At 64.4% G+C, this 24,844-nt stretch carries 21 protein-coding genes and 1 tRNA gene; 15 read left to right on the top strand and 7 right to left on the bottom strand.

Features of this window, described 5'->3' with window-relative positions; genetic code table 11:
- Positions 1 to 376: 376 nt before the first annotated feature.
- The 6 genes from nirB to HAP48_RS44140 all read left to right on the top strand — a co-directional run bounded on the left by nirB (position 377) and on the right by HAP48_RS44140 (position 7,998).
- Complete coding sequence (gene nirB / locus HAP48_RS44165; RefSeq protein WP_166206028.1) at positions 377 to 2,836, top strand: nitrite reductase large subunit NirB; 2,460 nt, start codon at positions 377 to 379, stop codon at positions 2,834 to 2,836.
- Positions 2,833 to 3,162, top strand: coding sequence for a nitrite reductase small subunit NirD (nirD, locus tag HAP48_RS44160; protein ID WP_166206025.1), 330 nt, complete (start codon positions 2,833 to 2,835; stop codon positions 3,160 to 3,162). The genes nirB and nirD overlap by 4 nt, the downstream gene beginning before the upstream one ends.
- 10 nt (positions 3,163 to 3,172) lie before the next feature.
- The gene (locus tag HAP48_RS44155; protein ID WP_166206022.1) at positions 3,173 to 5,836 is read left to right on the top strand and encodes a nitrate reductase; all 2,664 of its coding nucleotides are present in this window, start codon (positions 3,173 to 3,175) and stop codon (positions 5,834 to 5,836) included.
- A gap of 191 nt (positions 5,837 to 6,027) precedes the next feature.
- Complete coding sequence (locus HAP48_RS44150; protein WP_224496828.1) at positions 6,028 to 7,086, top strand: amidohydrolase family protein; 1,059 nt, start codon at positions 6,028 to 6,030, stop codon at positions 7,084 to 7,086.
- A 38-nt stretch (positions 7,087 to 7,124) separates the two neighbouring features.
- Positions 7,125 to 7,322, top strand: a complete 198-nt coding sequence (locus tag HAP48_RS44145; protein WP_166215695.1) for a (2Fe-2S)-binding protein — start codon at positions 7,125 to 7,127, stop codon at positions 7,320 to 7,322.
- A 256-nt stretch (positions 7,323 to 7,578) separates the two neighbouring features.
- A complete protein-coding gene (locus HAP48_RS44140) occupies positions 7,579 to 7,998 on the top strand; it encodes a hypothetical protein (RefSeq protein WP_166206019.1) in 420 nt (139 codons plus the stop codon).
- A gap of 244 nt (positions 7,999 to 8,242) precedes the next feature.
- On the opposite strand, the gene HAP48_RS44135 is transcribed toward HAP48_RS44140, so the two are convergent.
- The gene (locus HAP48_RS44135) at positions 8,243 to 8,488 is read right to left on the bottom strand and encodes a hypothetical protein (RefSeq protein WP_166202864.1); all 246 of its coding nucleotides are present in this window, start codon (positions 8,486 to 8,488) and stop codon (positions 8,243 to 8,245) included.
- A gap of 293 nt (positions 8,489 to 8,781) precedes the next feature.
- Between HAP48_RS44135 and HAP48_RS44130 the strand changes: the two genes are divergently transcribed.
- Entirely contained in the window at positions 8,782 to 10,008 is a 1,227-nt protein-coding gene (locus HAP48_RS44130) for a CaiB/BaiF CoA transferase family protein (RefSeq protein WP_166206016.1), read from the top strand.
- Positions 10,009 to 10,248: 240 nt separating this feature from the next.
- The gene (locus HAP48_RS44125) at positions 10,249 to 10,644 is read left to right on the top strand and encodes a RidA family protein (RefSeq protein WP_166206013.1); all 396 of its coding nucleotides are present in this window, start codon (positions 10,249 to 10,251) and stop codon (positions 10,642 to 10,644) included.
- Between the two features lie 19 nt (positions 10,645 to 10,663).
- Here the strand turns inward: HAP48_RS44125 and HAP48_RS44120 are convergent, their stop codons facing one another.
- The gene (locus HAP48_RS44120; RefSeq protein ID WP_166206009.1) at positions 10,664 to 11,353 is read right to left on the bottom strand and encodes a TetR/AcrR family transcriptional regulator; all 690 of its coding nucleotides are present in this window, start codon (positions 11,351 to 11,353) and stop codon (positions 10,664 to 10,666) included.
- Between the two features lie 235 nt (positions 11,354 to 11,588).
- Between HAP48_RS44120 and HAP48_RS44115 the strand changes: the two genes are divergently transcribed.
- The 3 genes from HAP48_RS44115 (at position 11,589) to HAP48_RS44105 (ending at position 15,082) form a co-directional block, all read left to right on the top strand.
- The gene (locus HAP48_RS44115; RefSeq protein WP_166206005.1) at positions 11,589 to 12,821 is read left to right on the top strand and encodes an acyl-CoA dehydrogenase family protein; all 1,233 of its coding nucleotides are present in this window, start codon (positions 11,589 to 11,591) and stop codon (positions 12,819 to 12,821) included.
- Positions 12,822 to 12,953: 132 nt separating this feature from the next.
- The gene (locus tag HAP48_RS44110; protein WP_166206002.1) at positions 12,954 to 14,012 is read left to right on the top strand and encodes a phosphotransferase family protein; all 1,059 of its coding nucleotides are present in this window, start codon (positions 12,954 to 12,956) and stop codon (positions 14,010 to 14,012) included.
- Between the two features lie 155 nt (positions 14,013 to 14,167).
- On the top strand, positions 14,168 to 15,082 hold the full coding sequence (locus HAP48_RS44105) for a DMT family transporter (protein ID WP_166205999.1): 915 nt from the start codon (positions 14,168 to 14,170) through the stop codon (positions 15,080 to 15,082).
- A 94-nt stretch (positions 15,083 to 15,176) separates the two neighbouring features.
- Here HAP48_RS44105 and lepB read toward each other — a convergent pair whose 3' ends face one another.
- The 3 genes from lepB to HAP48_RS44090 all read right to left on the bottom strand — a co-directional run bounded on the left by lepB (position 15,177) and on the right by HAP48_RS44090 (position 19,266).
- On the bottom strand, positions 15,177 to 15,935 hold the full coding sequence (lepB, locus tag HAP48_RS44100) for a signal peptidase I (protein WP_166205996.1): 759 nt from the start codon (positions 15,933 to 15,935) through the stop codon (positions 15,177 to 15,179).
- A gap of 173 nt (positions 15,936 to 16,108) precedes the next feature.
- On the bottom strand, positions 16,109 to 17,278 hold the full coding sequence (argE, locus tag HAP48_RS44095; protein ID WP_166205993.1) for an acetylornithine deacetylase: 1,170 nt from the start codon (positions 17,276 to 17,278) through the stop codon (positions 16,109 to 16,111).
- A gap of 1,202 nt (positions 17,279 to 18,480) precedes the next feature.
- Positions 18,481 to 19,266: an SDR family NAD(P)-dependent oxidoreductase gene (locus tag HAP48_RS44090; RefSeq protein ID WP_166205990.1), complete on the bottom strand. Its 786-nt coding sequence runs from the start codon at positions 19,264 to 19,266 to the stop codon at positions 18,481 to 18,483.
- Between the two features lie 134 nt (positions 19,267 to 19,400).
- Here HAP48_RS44090 and HAP48_RS44085 point away from each other — a divergent pair, with 134 nt between their 5' ends.
- Both HAP48_RS44085 and HAP48_RS44080 read left to right on the top strand, forming a co-directional pair.
- Complete coding sequence (locus HAP48_RS44085; protein ID WP_166205987.1) at positions 19,401 to 20,108, top strand: histidine phosphatase family protein; 708 nt, start codon at positions 19,401 to 19,403, stop codon at positions 20,106 to 20,108.
- A gap of 81 nt (positions 20,109 to 20,189) precedes the next feature.
- Positions 20,190 to 20,957: an SDR family NAD(P)-dependent oxidoreductase gene (locus HAP48_RS44080; RefSeq protein WP_166205984.1), complete on the top strand. Its 768-nt coding sequence runs from the start codon at positions 20,190 to 20,192 to the stop codon at positions 20,955 to 20,957.
- A gap of 170 nt (positions 20,958 to 21,127) precedes the next feature.
- Here HAP48_RS44080 and HAP48_RS44075 read toward each other — a convergent pair whose 3' ends face one another.
- Positions 21,128 to 22,351, bottom strand: a complete 1,224-nt coding sequence (locus HAP48_RS44075; protein ID WP_166205981.1) for a serine hydrolase domain-containing protein — start codon at positions 22,349 to 22,351, stop codon at positions 21,128 to 21,130.
- 169 nt (positions 22,352 to 22,520) lie between these two features.
- On the opposite strand from HAP48_RS44075, the gene HAP48_RS44070 reads away from it, so the two are divergent.
- Positions 22,521 to 22,596: transfer RNA gene (locus HAP48_RS44070), tRNA-Trp, on the top strand.
- Between the two features lie 64 nt (positions 22,597 to 22,660).
- On the opposite strand, the gene HAP48_RS44065 is transcribed toward HAP48_RS44070, so the two are convergent.
- Entirely contained in the window at positions 22,661 to 23,866 is a 1,206-nt protein-coding gene (locus tag HAP48_RS44065) for an ABC transporter substrate-binding protein (protein WP_166205978.1), read from the bottom strand.
- Between the two features lie 201 nt (positions 23,867 to 24,067).
- Here HAP48_RS44065 and HAP48_RS44060 point away from each other — a divergent pair, with 201 nt between their 5' ends.
- The gene (locus HAP48_RS44060) at positions 24,068 to 24,832 is read left to right on the top strand and encodes a FadR/GntR family transcriptional regulator (protein WP_166205974.1); all 765 of its coding nucleotides are present in this window, start codon (positions 24,068 to 24,070) and stop codon (positions 24,830 to 24,832) included.
- Positions 24,833 to 24,844 lie beyond the last annotated feature (12 nt).

The raw sequence follows: 24,844 nt of genomic DNA, 5'->3' as shown, positions 1-24,844 counted from the left end.
CATGCTGGTGCTTTTTTGTGCGATGCGCATACGAACGTATGATGCCGCGCCAATGTCGCGTTCGCCGCGGCCATGGCAGTGACGATGCTGTGCTGCACAAGAGATCATCGGCGTGGCTAAAAATGTGGCCGAAAAATCCACCGCGAGCGCCGGCAGGTGATTCGGGGGTGGTCGGGAAGGCTTTGATTTTGCTTAAAAATTCCTCGGCCGGAAGTTGGCACGCGTCTTGAATATCATTCGATAACGGAACATCGGTCGTCATCGAAGACGGTCTGCGCCCGCGGCTGGGCTTCCTACAACTCCAAACCTTTATCGGTGTCCATCAACGACGCGCGCCGCGTCGCTGAGCAGCATCGTCGGAATTGAAAGGCAGACCATGCTCGACAAAGTGACCAAGCAAAAGCTCGTGGTGATCGGCAACGGCATGGCCGGCATCCGCACGGTGGAGGCGCTGCTCGAACGCGCGCCGGATCTCTACGACATCACCGTGTTCGGCTCCGAGCCGTACGGCAATTACAACCGCATCCTGCTCTCGCCGGTGCTCGCCGGCGAGAAGACCGTCGACGACATCATGCTCAACACCGTCGACTGGTACGAGGACAACAACATCACGCTGCGCAAGGGCGAGACGGTCACCATGATCGACCGCCGCACCTGCGAGGTCGTCACCGAGGCCGGCGCGCGCGTGCCCTACGATCGCCTGCTGATCGCGACCGGATCGAATCCGATCATGTTGCCGCTGCCCGGCAAGGAGCTGCCCGGCGTGATCGGCTTCCGCGACATCTACGACGTCGATCGCATGATCAAGGCCTCGACCGACTATCGCAACGCCGTCGTGATCGGCGGCGGCCTGCTCGGCCTCGAAGCCGCCAACGGCCTGATGAAGCGCGGCATGAACGTCACGGTCGTGCATTTGCTCGACACGCTGATGGAGCGCCAGCTCGATCCGGTGGCCGGCGGTCTGTTGCGCAAGTCGCTGGAAGAGCGCGGCATGCTGTTCAAGATGCCGGCGCAGACCCAGGCGATCCTGGGCGAGGACCGCGTCACCGGCGTGCGCTTCGGCGACGGCACCGAGCTGCCGGCCGATCTCGTCGTGATGGCGGTCGGCATCCGTCCGAGCTTCGAGCTCGCGAAGAAGGCCGGGCTCTATTGCGAGCGCGGCATCGTGGTCTCCGACACCATGCAGACCTATGACGGCCGCATCTACGCGGTCGGCGAATGCGTGCAGCACCGCCGCCAGACCTATGGTCTGGTCGCGCCGCTGTTCGACCAGGCCAAGGTCTGCGCCAACCACCTCGCGATGAAGGGGTTTGCCACCTATGACGGCTCGGTCACCTCGACCAAGCTGAAGGTCACCGGCATCGACCTGTTCTCCGCCGGCGACTTCGCGCCGGGCCCGGACAAGGAGGAGATCGTGCTGCAGGACGCCAATCGCGGCGTCTACAAGCGCATCATCCTGAAGGACAAGAAGATCGTCGGCGCCGTGCTCTATGGCGACACCATCGACGGGCCCTGGTATTTCCAGCATCTGCGCGACGGCACCGACGTCTCGCATATGCGCGAGCGCCTGGTGTTCGGCGCCGCCAATCTGGGCGATGGCGGCGTCAGTGGCCAGAGCTCGGTCGCCGCGATGAGCGACGAGACCGAGATCTGCGGCTGCAACGGCGTCTGCAAGGGCGCGATCGTCAAGGCGATCAGCGAGAAGAAGCTGTTCACGCTCGACGACGTCCGTGCCCACACCAAGGCGTCGTCGTCCTGCGGCTCCTGCACCGGACTGGTCGAGCAGGTGCTCGCCTTCACGCTTGGCGGCGACTATTCGGCGGCGCCGAAGGTCAAGCCGCTGTGCAAATGCACCGATCACAGCCATGACGACGTTCGCCGCGTCATCGTCGAGCAGCAGCTCAAGACCATTCCGGCCGTCATGCGCTTCATGGAATGGAAGACGCAGAACGGCTGCCATTCCTGCCGTCCGGCGCTGAATTACTATCTGCTCGCGACCTGGCCCGGCGAATATCGCGACGACCAGCAGTCGCGCTTCATCAACGAGCGCGTCCACGCCAACATCCAGAAGGACGGCACCTATTCGGTGGTGCCGCGGATGTGGGGCGGCGTCACCACGCCGAGCGAGCTGCGCGCCATCGCCGACGTCGCCGAGAAGTTCAACATCCCGACGGTGAAGGTCACCGGAGGCCAGCGCATCGACCTGCTCGGCGTCAAGAAGGAAGACCTCCCGGCGGTGTGGGCCGATCTCAACGACGCCGGCATGGTGTCGGGCCACGCCTACGCCAAGGGGTTGCGCACGGTGAAGACCTGCGTCGGCTCGGAATGGTGCCGCTTCGGCACCCAGGATTCCACCGGCCTCGGCGTCAAGCTCGAGAAGTTCATGTGGGGCTCCTGGACGCCGGCCAAGGTCAAGCTCGGCGTCTCGGGCTGCCCGCGCAATTGCGCGGAGGCGACCTGCAAGGACGTCGGCGTGGTCTGCGTCGATTCCGGCTACGAGATCCATTTCGCCGGCGCCGCCGGACTGCACATCAAGGGCACCGAGTTCCTGACCAAGGTCGAGACCGAGGATGAGGCGCTCGAGGTGATCGTGGCGCTGACCCAGCTGTACCGCGAGGAGGGCTGGTATCTCGAGCGTATGTACAAATGGTGCGACCGCGTCAGTCTCGAGCAGATCAGGAAGCGGGTGGTCGACGACATCACCAACCGCAAGGCGCTGTTTGCCCGCTTTGCCTATTCGCAGCAGTTCTCGCAGAGCGATCCGTGGGCGGAACGCGCCAGCCAGGGCGTCGACCGCAACGAGTTCGCCCCGATTGCCGAATTGGAGCTCGCATGACCAGCTGGATTGAAATCGGCGCGCTTACCGACATTCCGCGTCTCGGTTCGAGGGTGGTCCGCACGCCTCATGGCAACATCGCAGTGTTCCGCACCGAGAGCGACGAGGTGTTCGCGCTCGACGACCGCTGCCCGCACAAGGGCGGGCCGCTGTCGCAGGGCATCGTGCACAACAAGCGCGTGACCTGTCCGCTGCATAATTTCGTCATCGAGCTGGCGAGCGGTCAGGCGGTCGCGCCCGACGAGGGTTGCACGCATACACATCCGGCCAAGGTCGAGAACGGCGTTGTCTGGCTGTCGGTGCGGCTGGCGGCCGCGGTGGGCTGAGAGGCCAGGCATGCCCGTCAAGACCACGTGTCCCTATTGTGGCGTCGGCTGTGGCGTCGTCGCGTCCAAGGACGCGGCGGGCACCATCCAGGTCGAAGGAGACAAGCAGCATCCGGCCAATTTCGGCAGGCTTTGCAGCAAGGGCTCGGCGCTCGCCGAGACCATCGATCTCGACGGGCGTCTGCTCGAGCCTGTGGTCGACGGCGCGCCCGTTGCGTGGGACGACGCGCTTGATCGCGTCGCCGATGGCTTTGGCCGGATCATCAGGGAGTGCGGGCCCGACGCGGTGGCGTTCTACGTCTCCGGCCAGCTCCTGACCGAGGACTATTACGTCGTCAACAAGCTCGCCAAGGGCTTTGTCGGCACCGCCAATATCGACACCAATTCGCGGCTGTGCATGGCCTCAAGCGTGGCCGGGCATAAGCGCGCCTTCGGCAGCGACACCGTGCCGGGCTGCTACGAGGATCTCGAGCAGGCGGACCTGTTGGTGCTGGTCGGCTCCAATGCCGCTTGGTGCCATCCGATCCTGCACCAGCGCATGCTGGCGGCGAAGGAGAAGAACCCGGCCTGCAAGATCGTCGTGATCGATCCGCGCCGCACCGCGACCTGCGAGGGCGCCGATCTGCATCTGCCGCTGCGCTCGGGCAGCGATTCCGTGCTGTTCAACGGGTTGTTTGCATTCCTCGCCGGCAGCAATGCGGTCGATCGCGGCTTTGTCGGCGGTTCGACCACGGGCGTTGTCGATGCCCTCAAGCAGGTCGCCGGCCAGACCGTGGCGCAGACCGCGGCAACCTGCGGGCTGAGCGAAGGCGCGGTCGGGCTGTTCTTCGACTGGTTCACGAAGACCGAGCGTGTCGTCACGCTCTATTCGCAAGGCGTCAACCAGTCGTCGAGCGGCGTCGACAAGGTCAACGCCATCATCAATTGCCATCTCCTGACCGGCCGGATCGGCCGTCCCGGCATGGGGCCGTTCTCGCTCACCGGTCAGCCCAACGCGATGGGCGGCCGCGAGGTCGGCGGGCTCGCCAACCAGCTCGCGGCGCATATGGAGCTCGAGAACCCGGCGCATCGCGATCTCGTGCAACGGTTCTGGCGCGCGCCCGTGATGGCGGAGAAGGGCGGGCTGAAGGCGGTCGACATGTTCGACGCCATCGCCGACGGCCGCATCAAGGCGGTGTGGATCATGTCGACCAATCCGGTGGTGAGCCTGCCGGATGCCGACCGCGCGCGCGCCGCGCTCGACGCCTGCGAGCTTGTCGTGGTCACAGACTGCATGCGCGATACCGACACCACGCGCCATGCCGACGTGCTGCTGCCGGCGCTGGCGTGGGGCGAGAAGGACGGCACCGTCACCAATTCCGAGCGCCGGATTTCACGGCAACGGCCGTTCCTGCCCGCGCCGGGCGAAGCGCGTGCCGACTGGCAGATCATCTGCGACGTTGCGCAACGCATGGGATATTCCGGTTTCGATTACCCTGACGTTGCCGCCGTGTTCCGCGAGCACGCCGAACTGTCCGGCTATGAGAACGACGGCCGGCGTGATTTCGACATCTCGGCGCTGTCGACGCTCGATGATCACGCCTATGAGGCGCTGGCGCCGGTGCAATGGCCGGTGACATCAGATCGTCCAGACGGCACGGCGCGGATGTTCGAGACGCCGAATTTCTTCACGCCCGACCGCAAGGCGCGCTTCATTCCGATTGCGCCCCGCGCGGCGCGCCATGCGACCAGCCGCGACTATCCGCTGGTGCTCAACACCGGCCGTATCAGAGACCAGTGGCACACCATGACGCGGACCGGCAAAACCGGGCGGCTGCTGTCGCATGTCTTCGAGCCCTATGCCGAATTCCATCCCGAGGATGCGCGGCTGGCCGGCCTGCAAAACGAAGGGCTGACGCGGCTGACCAGCTCCTGGGGCGAGATGATCGCGCGCGTCGTGGTCAGCGCCGACCAGCGCCGCGGCTGCGTGTTCGTGCCGATGCACTGGAACGAGGAGTTTGCCGGCGAGGGCCGCGTCAACGCGCTGGTCAGTCCGGCCGTCGATCCGCTGTCCGGTCAGCCGGAATCCAAGCACACGCCGGTGAAGGCCGATCCTTACGCGCCGAAATGGCATGCCTTCATCCTGAGCCGCAATCCGATCAAGCGTCCGCAAGCCGGCTACTGGGTTCACGGCAAGGCTGGCGACTGCTGGCGGTTGGAACTCGCGCTCGACGCCCGCCCGGAGAGCTGGCGCGACTGGGCGCGCACGCAACTTGGGCTCGACGGCGTCGAGATCGAATGGGTCGCCTATCGCGATCCGGCCGCGGGACGGTTCCGCTACGCGGCGGTGCGCGACGGCCGGCTCGATGGCTGCGTGTTCATCGCGCCTGACCATGCGCTGCCGTCGCGGGCGTGGCTGACCGGGTTGTTTGCGGAACAGCAGCTCTCGGCCAACGCCCGGACGGCGCTGCTCGCAGGACGGCCGTTCGGCGCGGGCGAGGATGTCGGTCCGATCGTCTGCTCCTGCTTCAGCGTCGGTCGGCACCAGATCACCGCCGAGATCAAGAAGGGCGCCAACAGCGTCGAGGCGATCGGCCGCTGCCTGAAGGCCGGCACCAATTGCGGCGGCTGCAAGCCAGAGATCGGCAAGCTGATCGGCGCAACCGCGCAGCCGCGGCAGGCGATCGCGTCGTAAGTTTCCGCGCCTCGCAGCCGCGCCGGGGCGAAACGCAAGCAGTGCGATTGGGGCGCTATCCGTCCAGAAGCGGACTCGTCATGCTCACCTTGAGTGCTTCCGGTCTTGACCCAACTGAGACATGCGCGGTTCAGGATTGTTGCGGCGCAAATTGACCTTGAAGCCTATTTCCATGGTCGCAATTTCCTGATGTGATCTTCAATATTGCGAGCCAATTTGCGGTGATCCCTGCTCAGGGGCGCCGTGTCGATCACCATCATGTCGTGACTAAAACTATAGAACAGGAAGGACATCACATGCCTTCACGCCGTAGTTTTCTGACCGGCACCGTCGCGACCGGTGTCGCGCTGTCAATGCAGCACGCCGCGGCAACAGTCGCACAGCAAAAGCGAGTGATCGTCGATTCGCAGGTTCACCTGTGGCCGGCGAGCACCTCGGAAAGACCCTGGCTCCCCGGTGCCAAACCGCAGCTTCCGGAGCCCTTCACCATCGAACGAATAATCCCGCTGATGGACGAGGCTGGCGTCGATCGGGTCGTCATCGTTCCGCCGGTGTCGCTCGAAGGCGAGCGTATCGACTATGCCCAGGAGGCGGTCAAACGGTACCCGGGCCGCTTCGCCATCATGGCGCGTGTAGCCCTCGACAAGCCCGACCGCGCGGCACGGCTTGCGACTTGGCGCGACCAGCCCGGCGTACTTGGCGTGAGGTTGAACTTCGGCCCCGGCGAAGCGGCGTGGCTGACAGACGGGACCGCGGACTGGTTCTGGCCGGCGGCGGAGAAGGCCCGCCTGCCTGTGATGTTTCTCACGTCGGGCCAGACATCGCTGTTCGCCCGCATCGCCGAGCGACACCCGCAACTTACGCTCATCATCGACCACATGGGCGTCGGCGCGGGCCTGCGCCCTCGTCCTGATTCATCGGTATCCGTGGGAAACAACACGGTGCCTGAAGCCATTGCACAGTCGGTGGCGCTCGCAAGATATGCGAACGTGTCGGTGAAGTTGTCGTCGGTACCGCTGATTTCGACTGAGCCTTATCCATTCCGTGACGTCACCCCGCATATCCACCGCCTATTCGACGCCTACGGCCCGGAGCGCTGCCACTGGGGAACCGATGTCACCAATTCATTCGCCCGGGCCACCTACCGGCAGCGCGTGACGCAATTCACAGAGGAGCTTCCGTTCCTCACCGAAAGCGACAAGGACTGGATCATGGGCCGCGCGATCCTGGCGCGGCTTCGCTGGACGTGAACCAGGCTTGCTGCGATGCATGAGTCCGCGTCTGGCCCATTTCGGCCTTATGCGACGTCCGCTCCAGCTTCAGCGTCGGTCGGCACCAGATCACCGCCGAGATCAAGGAGGGCGCCAACAGCGTCGAGGCAATCGGTCGCAGCCTGAAGGCCGGCACCAATTGCGGCGGCTGCAAGCCCGAGATCGGCAAGCTGATCGGCGCAACCGCGCAGCCGCGGCAGGCGACCGCGTCCTGAGTTTCCGCGCCTCGCAGCCGCGCCAAGGCGAAGCGCAAGCACTGAAATTGGGGCGCTATCCACCCAGAAGCGGGCTCGTCATGCTCACCCTGAGTGCTTCCGGTCTTGACCCGGCATGGACGTTGGGCACCGTGGTTTTGCTTTCCCAAGCCGTTCATCAGTATTAGATTTCACGGAAACCGTTCGCCAACGGCGGTCGGAGGAAACTATCGCTGGATTGTCGGTTGAAGTTCCGGGAACAACGGAGGCTTCGGAAATGAACAAAGCAGCATTGGCGTTAGTGACCGCTGCCACCATCGGTCTCTCTGCCTTGGTGGCCCCATCACCAGCCCAAGCGTGGCGTGGTGGTGGCTGGGGTGCTGGACTCGCGGCCGGACTGATCGGAGCGGCGGTGGTTGGTGCCATAGCCTCCAGCGCCTACGCCTATGGCCCAGGTTACGGCTACTACGGCGGACCGGGTTACGGCTACTACGGCGGACCGGGTTATGGCTATTACGGGGGGTACGCCCCCGCGTATTACGGCGGCTATGCCCCGGCATACTACAACTACGGCTACGCCCCCGCATACTACGGCGGATACCGCTCTTACTATGCTCGTCCCGCGTACCGGCGCGTTATTCGCCCCGCATACGCCTACGGCCCTGGGTACTATCGCGGGTATGGCTATCGCTGGTGATCGCCAGCGCCGCCGCCGAAGTCTGGGCAACGAACGGTCGCGGGACGGCCGCGGCCTGTTTCGTGCCCGCGGGTGCTTGAGTGCTCATAGCGAGCGGCGAGACGACCGTGAGCATTGACGTCGGCGGCAGACAAAGACCCATGGCCGGCGTGTCTCCTGCCGGCCCATTTCGGCCTTATGCGTTGTCCGCTCCTGCGCCGCTGCCGGGGGAGAAGCGGACATCGCGGATTTATGACTACGCGCCTTAGCAGCCGCGGCAGATGCTCTTCAGCTTGTTGTTGAGCAGGCGGTCCTCCTCGTCGGAGGCCGCCTTGGTGTAGGGGTCGTTACCGCGGCGCTTGTCCTCGGCAAATCCGCCGCCGCGATTTGCGCCGCCGGTATGCATGCCGTGCAAGCCGCCGCCATGACCGTGGCCGCCGCGCGCATCCGCCGGCGGCATTGCGATCGCAAGCAGGGTGAGCAGCAGCGCGACCGTCGTGATCGTCCGCATGGTGTGTCCTCCTCGTCGCGGCAAAATACCGCTGGCGCTGCGGCAAATCGGTGTCGGCCGTTTTCACAATTTCGCGTGGCGGCAATCGGGGCAGGGGCCGGCCGGTTCCGGCCAAATACCGCCGGTGCGCCGCACATAGGCCGCGGGCGGATGGCTTCATGCTGACAATGCAGTGCTCGCCGCACCAAAATGGTGTATCGGCAAGCCTTGACCGCTCAAGCCTTGGCGTGCCCAGGACATGATCCGGCGGCGCCAGATAATCAAGATTTTGCAAGATATCGGAGGAATGCTTCATGTCGGCTTTGCCACTCTCGGGCATCAAGATTCTCGATTTGACGCGGGTGCTCGCGGGCCCGCTGTCGGCCCAGATGCTGGCAGATCTCGGCGCCGAAGTGATCAAGATCGAGCGGCCCGGCGGCGGCGACGACGCCCGCGCCTTTGGCCCGCCCTATCTCGCCGATCCCGAAGGCAAGCAGAACAACAACAACTCGTTCTATCTCTGCGCCAACCGCAACAAGAAGTCGGTCACCGTCAACATCGCCAAGCCTGAAGGGCAGGCGATCATCCGCGAGCTCGCCAAAACGGCCGACGTGATGATGGAGAACTACAAGGTTGGCGATCTCAAGCGCTACGGTCTCGACTACGAGACCATCAAGCAGCTCAACCCCGGCATCATCTATTGCTCGGTCACCGGTTTCGGCCAGACCGGCCCCTATGCCCCGCGCGCCGGCTATGACGCGATCCTGCAGGCGATGGGCGGGTTGATGAGCGTCACCGGCCATATCGACGGCGAGCCCGGCGAGGGCCCGATGAAGGTCGGTCCCTCGATCGTCGACTACATGACCGGCATGAACACCTCGATCGGGATTCTCTCGGCGCTCTACCATCGCGACGCCAATAATGGCGAAGGGCAGCAGATCGACGTTTGCCTGTTCGACACCGTGATCGCATCGCTGTCGCACTGGCTGCAGATCTACCTCGTCAACGGCAAGATGCCGCCGCGCCGCGGCACCTGGGGCAATGGCGGCATGCCGGCCGGCGTATTCCGCTGCACCGACGGCGAATTGATGCTGGTGGTCGGCAATGACGGCCAGTTCCAGCGCACCTGCGCCGTGCTCGGCGAGCCCGAGCTCGCCAACGACAAGCGCTTCGTAAAGAACAACGACCGCGTCGTGCACGGCAAGGAGATCATGGCGATCTTCGCCGGCCTGTTCCTGAAGAAGCCGGTCGCGTACTGGTTCGAGAAGCTCGAGGAGGCCGGCGTGCCGTCGGGCCCGATCAACGATTTCGAGCAGGTGTTCAGCGATCCGCACGTGCAGGCGCGCGGCATGCGGGTCGAGGTCGACCATCCCTACGAGCCGAACCTGTCGCTGATCCGCAATGCGCTGACCTTCTCGGGCACGCCGATCACCGACTACCGCGCCCCGCCGCTGCTCGGCGCCGACACCAAGGACGTGCTGGCGACCATCGGCTATGACGACGCCAAGGTCGAAGGCCTGAAGGCGCAGGGGATATTGTAGGCCAAGTTGGAGCCACGTCTGCGCATCTATCCCCGTCATCCTGAGGTGCGAGCTCTTGCGAGCCTCGAAGGATGAACGGCCCGGCTGGTGGCCGTCGATCCTTCGAGACGCCGCTTCGCGGCTCCTCAGGATGACGGTGATAGAGCGGTCGGCTCCTGGCACACTTCGATCGATATCGAAGCATCATTGACATCAACCTGCTAGTTTAGCGCCATCGATCCCTTGTCGGAGGTGCCAATCATGAAACGGGAAGTCGTTCGCGTCGAACCGATCTCGAGCTGGCTCGAGCGCTGGAAGGCGCCGGCCTCGCCGGTGACCCGGGCCGGCAACATGGTGTTCGTGTCCGGCTTGCCGCCGTTTGATCCCGCAACCGGCGAGTTCGCCGCCGGCGCCTCGATCGAGCGGCAGAGCGAACTGGTCATGGCACAGCTCAAGCAGTGCCTCGAGGCTGCCGGCGCCACGCTCGACAATGTGATGAAGTGCAACGTGTTCTGCACCTCGGCCAAGCACTTCACCACGTTCAACGCGGTCTACGCAAAGTATTTCCCGCACGAACCGCCGGCGCGGATCTTCGTCTGCATCCCGGAATGGACCGGGCCGTTCGACGTCGAGATCGACTGCATCGCGATGGTGTAGCCGAGTTAGGGCAGGGCTCTCAGAGGTCCTGCCGCGTCAGCCGGCCGTGCACCACCACCGGCCGCGCGGCCGGCTTCGCCGGCACGTCGCCCATCGTCAGCACCATCACCGAGACCGTGACGACGCGATCGATGATGGCGCGGACGTCGTCGAGATCGCATTTGCCTTCCGACAGCCGCAGCAGGCGTTCCTTCTCGCGGATGGTGTGATGCGCCATCGCGAGCGCGAAGTGCAGGCCCCAATAGAGCTCGGTGTCGTCGCGACCAGGCATCGCGCGGCGCATCGCGGCGGCGAATTTGCGCAAATGATCGACCTCGCGGTTCTTGATGCGGCGGATCGGCGGCACCGATTCGATCGAGGCGCGGATCATGAAGCGCGCCGCGGTCGAGCCCTCGCGATCCGGCCCGAGGCAGCCGCGCAGGGTCGGGCCGACCAGGGCGCGCATGATGTCCTCGATCGAGGCGCGGCCGCCGCCGTTTTCTTCCGCGGCCTTCAATTCATTGAGACGCTCGCGGTTGGTCTGGATGCTGCGGGTGACGAACAGCTCCGCGATCAATTCGTCCTTGGAGCCGAAATGATAGTTCACCGCCGCGAGGTTGACGTTCGCCTCCGCGACGATGTCGCGCAGCGTGACGTCGCCGAAGCCGCGGTCGGCATAGAGCCGCTCGGCGGCGGCGAGAATGGCGGATCGGGTCTGATCGCTGGCCATGGCCTTGAGCCTTTCCGTTATTCCGCGGTGCGCCGGGGAACGACGAAGACGACAGGGAGTTGCATTTCAAACATTTGTATGAAACTATCGTTTGAATGGCCGGAAATGTCAATCCGCAACAATGCGGGCGGCATTCTGGCACACCACCACCGCCGTATCAGCGAATGCCCTTGCGGCCTGCGGATGCCGGGTGGACAGTGCGGCCCAAAGTCTAGGAAAAAACGAGGAGCGTCCCATGGATTTCACGATGTCGGCCAGGCAGAAGGAATGGCTCGAGCGCGTTCAGGCGTTCATGAAGACGCATGTCCGCCCCGCAGTGCCGATCTATGACAAGCAGGACGCCGAAGGCCCGCGCTGGAAGGTGATTCCGATCCTCGAGGATCTGAAGAAGAAGGCGAAGGCCGAAGGCCTCTGGAACATGTTCATGCCGCCGTCCTCGCATGAGGACGATGAATTCCATGGCGCGGGATTGAGCAATCTCGAATACGCGCTGCTCTCGGAAGAGATGGGCCGCATTTCCTGGGCGTCGGAAGTGTTCAACTGCTCCGCCCCCGATACCGGTAACATGGAAGTGTTCATCCGCTACGGCACCAAGGAGCAGAAGCGCAAATGGCTGCGCCCGCTGATGGACGGCGAGATCCGTTCCGCCTTCCTGATGACCGAGCCGGCGGTTGCTTCGTCTGACGCCACCAACATCGAGACCCGCATCGAGAAGGACGGCGATCACTACGTCATCAACGGCCGCAAATGGTGGTCGTCGGGCGTCGGCGATCCCCGCTGCAAGGTCGCGATCCTGATGGGCAAGACCGACTTCAACGCCGCCAAGCATCAGCAGCAGTCGCAGATCCTGGTGCCGCTCGACACCCCCGGCATCAAGGTCGAGAAGATGCTGCCGGTGTTCGGCTTCGACGATGCGCCGCACGGCCACGCCCAGGTGCTGCTCGAAAACGTCCGGGTGCCGAAGGAAAACATCCTGCTCGGCGAAGGCCGCGGCTTCGAGATCGCGCAGGGCCGTCTCGGTCCGGGTCGCATCCATCACTGCATGCGCACCATCGGCAAGGCCGAGGAGGCGCTTGAGAAGATGGTGAAGCGGCTCGCCTCGCGCACCGCGTTCGGCAAGAAGATCATCGAGCATTCGGTCTGGGAGCAGCGCATCGGCGAGGCCCGCGCCGACATCGAGATGAATCGCCTGCTGTGCCTCAAGGCCGCCGACATGATGGACAAGGTCGGCAACAAGACCGCGCAGGCCGAAATCGCGATGATCAAGGTCACCGCACCGAACATGGCACTGAGGATCATCGACAACGCGATCCAGGCGTATGGCGGCGGCGGCGTCTCCGACGAGGCCGGGCTCGCCAAGGATTACGCCCACATCCGCACGCTCCGCCTGGCCGACGGTCCGGACGAGGTGCACAATCGCGCCATTGCCAGACTTGAACTTCGGAAGTATGCAAACACGTCGCACTGAGCATGATGCGGAACGCATGGCGTTCGCGCTGACGTCGTGCTCAGAATGAAAAAAGAGATCAGGCTGGCCGACCGGCCTGATCGCGGCGGCGCCCGACGGCGCTGCCGAGAACGAAGTTGAGGGAGCGTCATCGTGGCGGACGGCGTCAGGAAAGACGAAGAATTTTCCGGCACAAGGGAAGTCGAGGAACGCCATCGCATCAACGAGGCGAACCTTGCGGCCTGGATGCAGGAGCACGTCGAGGGCTTTCAAGGGCCTTTGACAGTCCTGCAGTTCAAGGGTGGCCAGTCCAACCCGACCTACAAGCTGGAAACCCCCGGCCGCAACTACGTGATGCGACGCCGTCCGTTCGGTAAATTGTTGCCGTCGGCGCATGCGGTGGATCGCGAGTTCCGCGTCATCGCGGCGCTCGGCAAGCAGAATTTCCCGGTGGCCAAAGCCTACGCGCTGTGCACCGACGATGCGGTGGTCGGCTCGGCCTTCTACATCATGTCGATGGAGGAGGGGCGGGTGTTCTGGGATCCGACGCTGCCGAGCCAGCAGGGCGACGCGCGCCGCAGGATCTTCACCAGCAAGATCGAGACGCTGGCCAAGCTGCACATGCTCGATCCCGAAAAGATCGGCCTCGGCGATTTCGGCAAGCCCGGCAATTATTTTGCGCGCCAGGTCGATCGCTGGACCAAGCAGTACCGCGCCTCCGAGACCCAGCACATTCCCGAATTCGAGAAGCTCGCGGAGTGGCTGCCGAAGACGGTGCCGGAGCAGAAGCGCGTCTCGGTCGTGCACGGCGACTATCGCCTCGACAACATGATCTTCCATGCCACCGAGCCGCGGGTGCAGGCGGTGCTCGACTGGGAATTGTCGACGCTCGGCGATCCCATGGCCGACTTCACCTATCTGTTGATGCAGTGGACCATGCCGGGTCTCGTCAACGCCGACCTCAAGGCGTTGAACATTCCGAGCCAGGACGAGGCCGCGCAGATCTACTGCGGTGTCACCGGCATGGCTGTGCCGGATCTGAACTGGTACTTCTCCTACAATCTGTTCCGCCTCGCCGGCATCACGCAGGGCATCGCCGGGCGGGTCCGCGACGGCACCGCCGCGAATGCCAAGGCCCTCGAGTCGGCCAAGCGCACCGTGCCGCTGTCGCAGGCGTCATGGGAATACGCGCAGAAGGCCGGCGCAACCTGATACGAACGCGGCGCGATCCCCAAGGGCTTGCGCCGCTTCTACGAGGTGCGGCATGTTTCCGCATTGTAGCCATCTGTGACTTGAGTTCGCCGCGCCGCTTTGGCAAGTCAGTCCGATCAACGCTCCCGCCTTTGTCCTGATCGGACGCTTTCATCTTGCCCCTTTCCCCGAATCTTCGCGGCAGCCTGTTCATGGCGGCCGCCATGGCCAGCTTCACGGCCAATGACACCATCACCAAGGCGGTGGCGGCCGAGCTCAACATCGGGGAGATCCTGCTGGTCCGCGGCCTCGTCGCGATGGTGCTGGTCGCAGCGCTCGCCTGGTACCGCGACGCGCTGCGCAGTTTTGCCGCGCTGTTGATCTGGCCGGTCGGATTGCGCGTCATGGGCGAGATCGGCGGCACGCTGACCTATCTCTCGGCGATCGCGCAGATCCCGCTCGCCAACGCCTCGGCGATCTTCCAGGCGCTGCCGCTGGTCATCACGCTTGGCGCGGCGCTGGTGTTCGGCGAGCCGGTCGGCTGGCGGCGCTGGCTTGCGATCGCCGCCGGCTTCATCGGCGTGATGGTGATCGTCCGGCCCGGCGCGGAAGGCTTTAGCCAGGCCTCGCTTTTGGCACTGGCGTCGGTCGGCTTCTGCGCAGTGCGCGATCTTGCCACGCGGCGCATCCCGAAGCAGCTGCCGACGGTGTTCATCACGCTGCTCACGACCGTGACGGTGACGACGGCGGGCGCCGTCGTGCTGGTGCCGCTCGGCGGCTGGCGGCCGCCGTCCAGCCATGCGCTCGGCCTATTGGTGTTCGCCGCGGTGCTGATCCTGATGGGCTATCAATGCATCATCGTGTCGCTGCGCACGGGTGACATCTCGGCGGTGGCGCCGTTCCGCTACTCCGCGCTGCTGTGGGCGATGCTGCTTGGCTATCTCGCCTTCGGCCACAAGCCCGACCTGCAGATGCTCGCCGGCGCCGCGATCATCGTCGCCTCCGGGCTCTATGCCTTCTACCGCGAGCGCAAGCGCGACAAGCTCCGTCCGGCCGCGACCGGACCGGGCCTGCCGCCGGATGGGTTGTGAATTTGTAGGGCGGATTAGCGAAGCGTAATCCGCCATCTTCTGCGACGCGACCGCGGCGGGTTACGCTTCGCTAACCCGCCCTGCGCACCAAGCATCACCGAATGATCATGAACAGCCGGTTCCAGCGCAGCGAAGCGGGCCAGCGCCACACCTGCCATGCAGGTGCCTCGTCGCCGATCGAGAAGAAGATCATCTTGGCTTGTCCGATGAGGTTCTCGAACGGCACGTAGCCGACCCCGCCGCGCGCAGGGGGAACGCGGCTGTCGGCCGAGTTGTCGCGGTTGTCGCCCATCGCGAAAAAATGCCCGGGCGGCACGACATAGACCTGCGTGTTGTCGTATTCGGAACGTTCGATCCGATCGAGCGTGAAGTAGCTGACCCCATTCGGCAGCGTCTCGCGCCAGCGCTTGACGCGGACCGGGCGCGGCCCTTCGTCGCGATCGACAAAATCATCGGCGCGCTCGCGCTTGACCGCGGTGCCGTTGATGTACAGCAGCCCGTCGATCATCTGAATCCGATCGCCCGGCAGCCCGATCACCCGCTTGATGAAATCGATCGAATCGTCGCTCGGCAGCCGGAACACCACGACGTCGCCGGGCTTGGGCTCCGAGCCGAAGATGCGGCCGGAGAACAGCGGCGGCGAGAAGGGCAGCGAGTAGTGCGTATATCCGTAGCTGTATTTCGAGAGGAAAAGATAGTCGCCAACCAGCAACGTCGATTCCATCGACGCTGACGGAATGTTGAAGGACTGGAACAGGAAGGTACGGATGACCAGCGCGATGATCAGCGCATGCATGACCACGCGGACAGTTTCCGCTAATCCGCCCTGCTGACGTTTGTTCTCGGTCGACATTGTCCCGGGCTCCTGTTTTACCGGCCGGTCTGCACGCCCCTGCAGTGCCCGATCAACTGCGTAGCCCGGGTGAGCGATAGCTATACCCGGGGAAACCGCTCCCGCATATCGCTTCCGCCGTCGCTCTTCGAGCTATGGCGGACAAGTCGCTCATGCGGGCTGCGACTGCAGCATCACTTCGCGCAATGCGCGATCAGCCGCGCGACGAAATCTCCGCAAGCCGCGAGCTGCGACATCTCGACGAACTCGTCAGGCGTATGCGCCTGCGCGATGGAGCCGGGGCCGACGACGACCGAGGGCACGTCCGCCATGCTGACGAACAGGCTGGCCTCGGTGCCGAACGCAACCTTGGCGTGGTCGTTGCGGCCGGCAAGCTGCTTGGTGAGCGTGACGATGGCGGCGTCAGCCGCGGTGTCGAGCGCGGGATAATCCAGGATCTCCTCGAACTCGATGCCGCAGTCCGGATGCCGCTTGCGCATCGCCGGCTCGATCTCGGCCTTGGCCCAGGCGACGATCGCATCCGTCACCTCCCTGGACTCGGTGATCCCGATGCCGCGGCATTCGAATTCCACCGCGCAATGATCGGGCACGATGTTGAGCGCGGCGCCGCCATGGACGATGCTGGTGAGCAGGGTCGAGTGCGGGACGTCGTAGAGGCTGCCCTGTTCGGCTTCGGCGGCCAGCAACACGGCGCGGCGGCGGATTTCGGTGATCAGGTCGGCGGCATATTCGATCGCGTTGACGCCGTCGGGCGCGATCGAGGAGTGGCGGGCGAGCCCGCGGAAGGTGGCGCGCACGCCGTGCTTGCCCTTGTGCCCGATGATCACCTGCATCTGTGTCGGCTCGCCGACGAAGCAGCCGAGCGGCTTCACCACCTTGCGTGCGACCTCGCGCAGCATCGGCCGCACGCCGACGCAGCCGATCTCCTCGTCATAGGAGATTGCCAGATGGATCGGCGTCTTGAGATCGGCCGCAACCATCTCCGGAACCATCGCGAGGCAGACCGCGACAAAGCCCTTCATGTCGGTGGTGCCGCGACCGTACAGCCGGCCGTCGCGCTCGACCAGCTCGAACGGGTTCTGGGTCCATTCCTGTCCGGCGACCGGCACGACGTCGGTATGCCCCGACAAGACCAGCCCGGCCTTATCCTCCGGGCCGACGGTGACCCATAGCGAGGCCTTCTGCTCGGTGTCATCGACAATGCGCTGTCCCGCGACGCCGTGCGAGGCGAGATATTTTTCGATGTAGTCGATCAGCGGCAGGTTGGAACGGTCGCTCATGGTGTCGAACGCGACGAGGTCGGCCAATAGCTTGCGGATACGGTCGGGACGTGGATTTTGCATTGCCTGTTCGCTTAGCAGGAATTGAGGGGGAGCCGGTGATCTGGCTGGTCCAGCATAACAGCTGGTTTGCCTGCCGAAGCAAAGCAATATTCGCGCCGTCGCGTGACGGTATTGCAGTCCACGCCTGTCGCCCCATGTTTCTGAACGACGAGGAGATGACGATGATCCAGCGCGTAGGATGGTAGAGCCATCGGGCCGCGCTTTACGCGGACCCGGTGGCTCTACCCATCCTGCGGCGCACGGTTGCGCCGACCGGTGTTGCCCATTCGACACGACGGGCAACTCAGCAAAACCTGTCAATCCTGTATGGCAAAAATATTTCGGTTTATCGTAATGGCAACTCAATGTATGGTTTGCCTGTCTCACCCGATCGAGGGGCGGATCGCGATCGTCACGAACGCGGTGTGAGATGCGGTGGACGCCGAGCGTGCGAGAGACGAAAGCATGCAAGGCGGACGGCGAAATCGTGCAGGCCTGACGCCCTAGTGGTAGGTGTCTCGTCGCAAGACGCGAATGCGTCTTGCGAAGACGGTGACAAGCAAGCCCAGTCTCGCCGGGGAGAGCACGTATAAGCCGTAACCCATCGCGCAGGGAAAGCCGGAGTGTTTCCGGTTACACCTGTGGTCCTACCCCCGAGCTTTCTACCCTTTGCTCGGGGCCCATGGGTGCGATCGGCACCCGGCTTTCCCTGCGCCCTCTGTTCAAGAGAGGGCGAAACGAACAGCAAAGCTCGGACGATTCACGTCGCGAGAATGCGGATGTTTGACTCAGAGGCCGCGCCACACCTTCGGTGTCGTCCCGGCGAAGGCCGGGACCCATAACCACAAATGCGAATTGTTGCGTGACCCTGGAATGACGAGTCCCTACACAACATCCGCCGCGGCGTATGGGTCCCGGCCCCCGTGCGCAATTGCGCACTAGGCCGGGACGACGCTGGAGTGTGCGGAGAAAGTCGTGCGACGAACGCGAAGCTGCATTCTCATTCACAGCTGTCATCGCCCGGCTCGACCGGGCGATCCAGTACGCCGCGGCCTCTCGGCTCAAGCACTGGCGTCTCTGGAATACTGGATCACCCGCATGCGCGGGTGATGACACCGCGCGAGACCCTCCAAGGTGTCGTCCCGGCCTTCGCAAGGGACGACAGTTGTGAGTGTGGAACCATCGCGGGAATTCACTTGCGCCGCGAACGGAGATTACCCTTGCTAAATCGGCTTGCCCGTATACGGCATCGACGCGGTGAGGCCGCCGTCGACCGGGATGGCCTGGCCGTTGACGTAGGACGCCTCATCGCTCGCCAAAAACAATCCCATCGCGGCGAGCTCGTGCGGCTGGCCGGGGCGCTTCAGCGGATTGAGCTGGCCGATCTTGTCCTGGGTGCCGCGTTCCTTGGCGCGATCGAACACCGGTTTCGTCATGCCGGTTTCGATCAGGCCCGGGCACACCGCATTGATGCGCACGCCGGTGCCGGAGAGCGAGTAGGCGGTGGTCTGCACCAGGCTGATGACGCCGGCCTTGCTCGCGCCGTAGGGATGTCCGCTCGCGCCGGACTTCAGGCCCGCGACGGAGGCGGTGCAGACGATCGAGCCGGAACCCTGCTTGGTCATGTATGGAATCGAATGCTTGATCGCGAGGAACGGGCCGATCAGATTGACGCGCAGCACTTCCTGCCAGTGCTCGACGGTCTGGTCGGCGAGCGGCACCAGCCCGCCGCTGACGCCGGCATTGGCCCAGATCGCATCGAGCTTGCCGTATTTCGCGACGGCCTTGTCGATGAAGGCCTTCACGTCGCTCTCCGAGCCGGCATCGGCGGTGACGGCTTCGACGGTGCCGCCGGCGTCGCGCACCAGCTTGGCGGTCTCGTTGACGCCATCGGTGCGATCGACCGCAATCAGCTTGGCGCCTTCTTTGGTGAACAGCAACGAGGCCGCACGGCCGATACCGCTTCCAGCGCCGGTGATGATGACGGATTTGCCTTCGAGTCGGCCCATGAGTTTCTCCCTGTTCACATGGTCCGTGGCGCGTCTGCCGCGCGACGGAATTCAAACAAAATTTCAAACGTCCGAAGCACTTGAGACGATGTGCGGCGTACAGCGACGGGGGACACTATTGAAGGGCTCATCCGATGTCCAATCCAGACAAGCCTAACGTGACGGTGACGCGGTGGTGGTGGGTTCGCCACGCGCCGGTGCGCAGCGACGGCGGCAACATCTACGGGCAGGAGGACATCGACTGCGACACCGGCGACACCGAAGTGTTCGAGGCGGTCGCCAAGATGCTGCCGCGCGATGCAGTGTGGTATTCGAGCAATCTGAAGCGCACGCACAAGACCGCGGAAGCGATCTGGGCCGCAGGTTTTCCGAAGCCTGAAAGCATGACGCAGGAACGCGACTTTGCCGAGCAGCATCTCGGCCGGTGGCAGGGCATGAACCGCGCCGCGCTGCTCGCGAGCCAGCCCCCCGGCAGAAGTTGGTTTGCCGACGTCAACGAGCCCGCACCCGGCGGCGAGAGCTTCATGGATCTCTACACGCGGGTCTGCCGCACGATCGTGCGGATCACGGCTGCGGCGCCGGGTAAGAACATCATCGCGGTCGGCCATGGCGGCGTGATCCGGGCCGCGGTCGGTCTCGCGCTCGGCGGCCAGCCGGACAGGGGCCTGTCCTTCGACATCGACAATGTCTCGGTGACGCGGCTCGATCACATCGCAGGCACCGGCCTGTCGACCTGGCGGTTGCCGATGGTGAACCAGCAGCCCTGGATCGCTGATCCGCGCCACGCCGCGATGCATCAGCCGTCCGGACCGGAAGTCAGGCCGGCGAGCAAGCTTGCGTGATTGCTGCTATCGCAACACGACAACGCTGCCTAAGCTCAACGCAATTCAAACACTCAGACTTCAACATCGTGGGAGAGAAACATGACCTTGTTCGACATGAAGGGAAAAGTCGCCGTCATCACCGGCTCGACGCGCGGCATCGGGCGCGCGATCGCCGAGCGCATGGCCGAGCATGGCGCCAAGGTCGTGATCTCCTCGCGTAAGGCCGATGTCTGCGAACAGGTGGCGAAGGAGATCAATGACGCTTACGGCAAGGGCACCGCGGTTGCGGTCGCGGCCAACATCTCGTCGAAGGAAAATCTGCAGAACCTGGTCGACGAGAGCAACCAGGCCTTCGGCAAGATCGATGTGCTGGTCTGCAACGCGGCATCGAATCCCTACTACGGTCCGCTCGCCGGCATCTCCGACGATCAGTTCCGCAAGATCCTCGACAACAACATCGTCGCCAACAACTGGCTGATCTCGATGGTGGTGCCGCAGATGATCGAGCGCAAGGACGGCTCCATCATCATCGTGTCCTCGATCGGCGGGTTGAAGGGCTCGACCATTCTCGGCGCCTACGCGATCTCCAAGGCCGCCGACATGCAGCTCGCGCGCAACCTTGCCTGCGAATACGGCAAGCACAATATCCGCGTGAACTGCATCGCGCCGGGCCTGATCAAGACCGACTTCGCCAAGGCGCTGTGGGACAATCCGGACAATCTGAAGGCTTCGACCGCGCGCTCGCCGCTGCTGCGGATCGGCGTGCCGGACGAGATCGCGGGCGCCGCGGTGTTCATGGGCTCGCGGGCCGGCGACTTCATGACCGGCCAGACCGTGGTGATCGACGGCGGCGCGACGATCAGCTGACGCGCGCTTTGGTGCGCACAGCGCGCCACACACTCAACTCGTCATCACCCGCAAAAGCGGGTGATCCAGTAAACGCCGGCAGCGCGATCCTTCACGACTGCCGCGGCGTACTGGATGCCCCGCCTGCGCGGGGCATGACAGTGTTGGATGCGGAGCGGGGAGTGCCGGCCTCACTCCACCGCCGCATACACGCCGTTGCGCACCAGCGAGCGGGTGTATTCGCGCTGGCCCGGGCCCTGCATCATGAAGACCGCGATCAGGTCTTCGCGCGGATCGATCCAGAAGAAGGTGCCGGCCATGCCGCTCCAGAAGAACTGGCCGACCGAGCCGGAGAACGGCGCGATGCCCTGCTGCATCCGCACGGCAAAGCCGAGGCCAAAACTGTGGCCGGGCGATACCAGCGTGCCCTGGATCTTGACGCCGGCGCCGAGGTGATCGGACGCCATGAATTCGAGCGTCTTGCGGCCGATGATTCTGGTGCCGTCGAGCGAGCCGCCATTGAGCAGCATCTGCGCGAAGCGGGCATAGTCCATCGTGGTCGACACCAGTCCGCCGCCGCCGGATTCCATCGCCGGCTTCTCCAGCATGTTGAACAGCTGCACCTTCTCATTGGTCCAGGGATCGTTGGCAAACGCCTCGGCGAGCCGGCCGGCATTGGCTTCCGGGGTGTGGAAGGCGGTCTCGGTCATCTGCAGGGGGCTGAGGATGCGTTCGGTGAGGAACGCGCCGAGCGTCTTGCCGCTGACGACCTCGATGATGCGGCCGAGGATGTCGGTGGAGCGGCTGTAGTTCCACTCGGCGCCGGGCTGGCAGACCAGCGGCATGCCGGCGAGCATGGTGGCGTGCTCGGCATTGGTGATCTTGCGGCTGCGCAGCCGCGACTGCTGGTAGAGCTGCTGCACCGGCCCGTTGCCGGTGTGGTCGTACGTCAAGCCCGAGGTGTGGCGCAGCAGGTCCTGGATCGTCATCTGTCGCTGCGCGGGTACCAGCTCGAGCTTGCCGTTGTGCTCGACGCCGACCTTGGTCTCGGCGAATTCGGGGATGAATTTCGCGACGGGGTCGTTGAGCAGGAAGTGGCCGTCCTCCAGCAGCATCATGATGCCGATGGAGACGATCGGCTTGGTCATCGAGAAGATGCGGAAGATCGTGTCATGCGTCATCGGCGCCGAGGCCGCCGGGCTCTGCCGGCCGATCGCGTCGAACCAGCCGATCTGGCCGCGCCGCGCCACCAGCACCGTGAAGCCGGGTGCGGTTCCCTTGTCGACCTCGCGCTTGAAGGTGTCGGACAGCGCCTGCAGCCGCGTGCTCGACAGCCCAATCGATTCGGGCTTGGCGAGGGGGAGGGACGGGGTGGTTTGGCTGGCGGCGTGCTTGGTGGCGGTCTGGACGTTCATGGTCTCTCCCTGGTTCTTGATTCTTGCGGCGGAGCGCCGACGCGGGGTGATCGCCGAAGTCTGGCGCAGAAGTTTTGCAATGAACAGAAGCTTCACCGCTTCGCCCTTGCAAACCGGCCATGCCCTGTGCTTGAAACGGCGCGAACCGGCGGCGACGCGGGTTCCCTGCAGGAGTGTAGCTCAATTGGTAGAGCACCGGTCTCCAAAACCGGGGGTCGCAGGTTCGAGCCCTGCCACTCCTGCCAGCTTTTACCCAATCATTTGAAGGTGTTGGCCGAGGTCCTGGACCCCGGCTATGATTGTCTTCACTCACTTGATGAGCGGGCAGCCGCCGTCCTTCAACGGCCGGAACGCCTGGTCGCCGGGCACCTCGGCGAGCACCTTGTAGTAATCCCACGGCGCCTTCGATTCCTCAGGCTTCTTGACCTCGAACAGGAACATCGAGTGCACCATGCGGCCGTCCTCGCGCACCACGCCGTTGTCGGTGAAGGCGTCGCGGACCGGGGTCTCGCGCATCTTGACCAGCACCGGCTTGGTCTCCTTGGTGCCGGCGGCCTTCACCGCGTTGAGGTAGTGCAGGGTGGCGCTGTAGGTCGCGGCCTGGTTCATGGTCGGCATCCGCTTCATGCGCTCGAAGAAGCGCTTGCCGAAGGCGCGGGTGCGGTCGTTGAGATCCCAGTAGTAGGCCTCGGTGATGATCAGGCCCTGCGCGAGCTTCAGCCCGAGGCTGTGGATGTCGGAAATGAACATCACGATACCAGCGAGGTTCTGCCCGCCCGCGACGATGCCGAACTCGGAGGCCTGCTTGATGGTGTTGATGGTGTCGGCGCCGCCATTGGCCATGCCGATGATCTTGGCCTTCGAGGCCTGGGCCTGCAGCAGGAAGGACGAGAAATCCGGCGTGTTGAGCGGATGCCGCGCGCTGCCGATCACCTTGCCGCCGGCGGCGCGGACCACGTCGCCGGTGTCGCGCTCGATCGAATGGCCGAACAGATAGTCGGCGGTGATGAAGAACCAGCTGTCGCCGCCATTCTTCACGATCGCGCTGCCGACGGTGTGGGCGTTGGCGTAGGTGTCGTAGGTCCAGTGCAGCGTGTAGGGCGAGCAGGATTTGCCGGTGATGTCGGAGCTCGCCGCGTCCGTCACGATCATGATCTTCTCGAACTGCCGGGACATCTCCATGCCGGCGAGCGCGGTCGCCGAAGTCGGCATGTCGATGATCATGTCGACATTCTCGGCCTCGTACCATTTGCGGGTGATGGTGGCGGCGACGTCGGCCTTGTTGAGCGCGTCGGCGGTGACGAGCTCGATCGGCTTGCCGAACATCGAGCCGCCGAACTCCTCGATCGCCATCTTGGTGGCCTCGACATTCCCGGCGCCGCCGATGTCCGAATAGACCGACTGGAAATCCGTGAGCACGCCGATCTTGAGCGGCGCCTGTTGCGCGAGCGCCGGACCCGCCAGCGCTGCTGCGATCAGGCCGGCGGCGGACAGACTCGTGACGATGGATTTCATGATGATGGACCTCCCAGATTTTCTTATCGGCTTGATGTTCTTATTAGTTTGTCCGACAAAGCTAGATTTGCCCGGTTCCGCTGTCAATTCTTGCCGGCAGGGTGCGACATTCAGGCTGTAGGCAGCCTATTTGACGCTCCAGGGGCCTTCGCCTTATCATTTGTCCGACAAACAACAATCGGAAGCCCGGGGGAACTGAAGATGCCCGCCACGCCGCTGTTCCGGCGCATCGATGTCGCGCCGGCCTACCAGAAGGTCGCGGACGCGATCGAACGCGAAATCATCAACGGCCGGATCAAGCCGGGCGAGCCGATCGGCACCGAGCAGCAGCTCGTCGCGCAGTTCGGTGTCAACCGCTCGACGGTGCGCGAAGGCATTCGCGTGCTCGAGGAGGGCGGTCTGATCCGCCGCGATTCCAGCCGCCGCTTGCAGGCCTGCCTGCCGCGCTACAACAAGCTCGCCACCCGGCTGTCGCGCGCGCTGATCCTGCACGAGGTGACGTTCCGCGAATTGTTCGAGACCTCGATGACGCTGGAGGTCGCGAGCGTCGAGGGCGCGGTGGAGCGCGCGACCGAGGAGAACATCGCCGAGCTTGCCGGCAATCTCGAGCGCAGCGCGGCGGTGGTCGGCAGTCCGGCTGATCTTGCCGAACTCGATGCGGAATTCCACGTGCTGATGGCCAAGGCCTCGCAGAACCGCGTGCTGCAGCTCGCGCGAGAGCCCGCCGCGCAGCTGTTCTTTCCGACCACCGAGATGATCGTCGGCGGCGTGCCGGAGGGCGGCACGCGCCTCATCGAGGCGCATCGCCATATCCTTGATGCGATCAAGCGGCGCGACAAGGAGGCCGGCGTGCTGTGGACGCGGCGGCATTTGCAGGACTGGCGACGCGGCTTCGAGAAGATCGCCTCGCTCGATCGCTCGGTCGAGCACACCTACATGGAACACGCTTACGCCGCCCGGCAGTAGCGGGCGGCGCGA

Source organism: Bradyrhizobium septentrionale, from assembly GCF_011516645.4.
Classification (GTDB): domain Bacteria; phylum Pseudomonadota; class Alphaproteobacteria; order Rhizobiales; family Xanthobacteraceae; genus Bradyrhizobium; species Bradyrhizobium septentrionale.
Note: the sequence above shows the minus strand (reverse complement) of the source record. Positions and strands in the feature narration are given on the sequence as shown.

Bases quoted from the DNA above. Each gene is read 5' to 3' on its own strand.
- nirB (WP_166206028.1), top strand. From the start codon at position 377: ATGCTCGACAAAGTGACCAAGCAAAAGCTCGTGGTGATCGGCAACGGC.
- nirD (WP_166206025.1), top strand. From the start codon at position 2,833: ATGACCAGCTGGATTGAAATCGGCGCGCTTACCGACATTCCGCGTCTC.
- HAP48_RS44155 (WP_166206022.1), top strand. From the start codon at position 3,173: ATGCCCGTCAAGACCACGTGTCCCTATTGTGGCGTCGGCTGTGGCGTC.
- HAP48_RS44140 (WP_166206019.1), top strand. From the start codon at position 7,579: ATGAACAAAGCAGCATTGGCGTTAGTGACCGCTGCCACCATCGGTCTC.
- HAP48_RS44135 (WP_166202864.1), bottom strand. From the start codon at position 8,488: ATGCGGACGATCACGACGGTCGCGCTGCTGCTCACCCTGCTTGCGATC.
- HAP48_RS44130 (WP_166206016.1), top strand. From the start codon at position 8,782: ATGTCGGCTTTGCCACTCTCGGGCATCAAGATTCTCGATTTGACGCGG.
- HAP48_RS44125 (WP_166206013.1), top strand. From the start codon at position 10,249: ATGAAACGGGAAGTCGTTCGCGTCGAACCGATCTCGAGCTGGCTCGAG.
- HAP48_RS44120 (WP_166206009.1), bottom strand. From the start codon at position 11,353: ATGGCCAGCGATCAGACCCGATCCGCCATTCTCGCCGCCGCCGAGCGG.
- HAP48_RS44115 (WP_166206005.1), top strand. From the start codon at position 11,589: ATGGATTTCACGATGTCGGCCAGGCAGAAGGAATGGCTCGAGCGCGTT.
- lepB (WP_166205996.1), bottom strand. From the start codon at position 15,935: ATGTCGACCGAGAACAAACGTCAGCAGGGCGGATTAGCGGAAACTGTC.
- argE (WP_166205993.1), bottom strand. From the start codon at position 17,278: ATGCAAAATCCACGTCCCGACCGTATCCGCAAGCTATTGGCCGACCTC.
- HAP48_RS44090 (WP_166205990.1), bottom strand. From the start codon at position 19,266: ATGGGCCGACTCGAAGGCAAATCCGTCATCATCACCGGCGCTGGAAGC.
- HAP48_RS44085 (WP_166205987.1), top strand. From the start codon at position 19,401: ATGTCCAATCCAGACAAGCCTAACGTGACGGTGACGCGGTGGTGGTGG.
- HAP48_RS44080 (WP_166205984.1), top strand. From the start codon at position 20,190: ATGACCTTGTTCGACATGAAGGGAAAAGTCGCCGTCATCACCGGCTCG.
- HAP48_RS44075 (WP_166205981.1), bottom strand. From the start codon at position 22,351: ATGAACGTCCAGACCGCCACCAAGCACGCCGCCAGCCAAACCACCCCG.
- HAP48_RS44065 (WP_166205978.1), bottom strand. From the start codon at position 23,866: ATGAAATCCATCGTCACGAGTCTGTCCGCCGCCGGCCTGATCGCAGCA.
- HAP48_RS44060 (WP_166205974.1), top strand. From the start codon at position 24,068: ATGCCCGCCACGCCGCTGTTCCGGCGCATCGATGTCGCGCCGGCCTAC.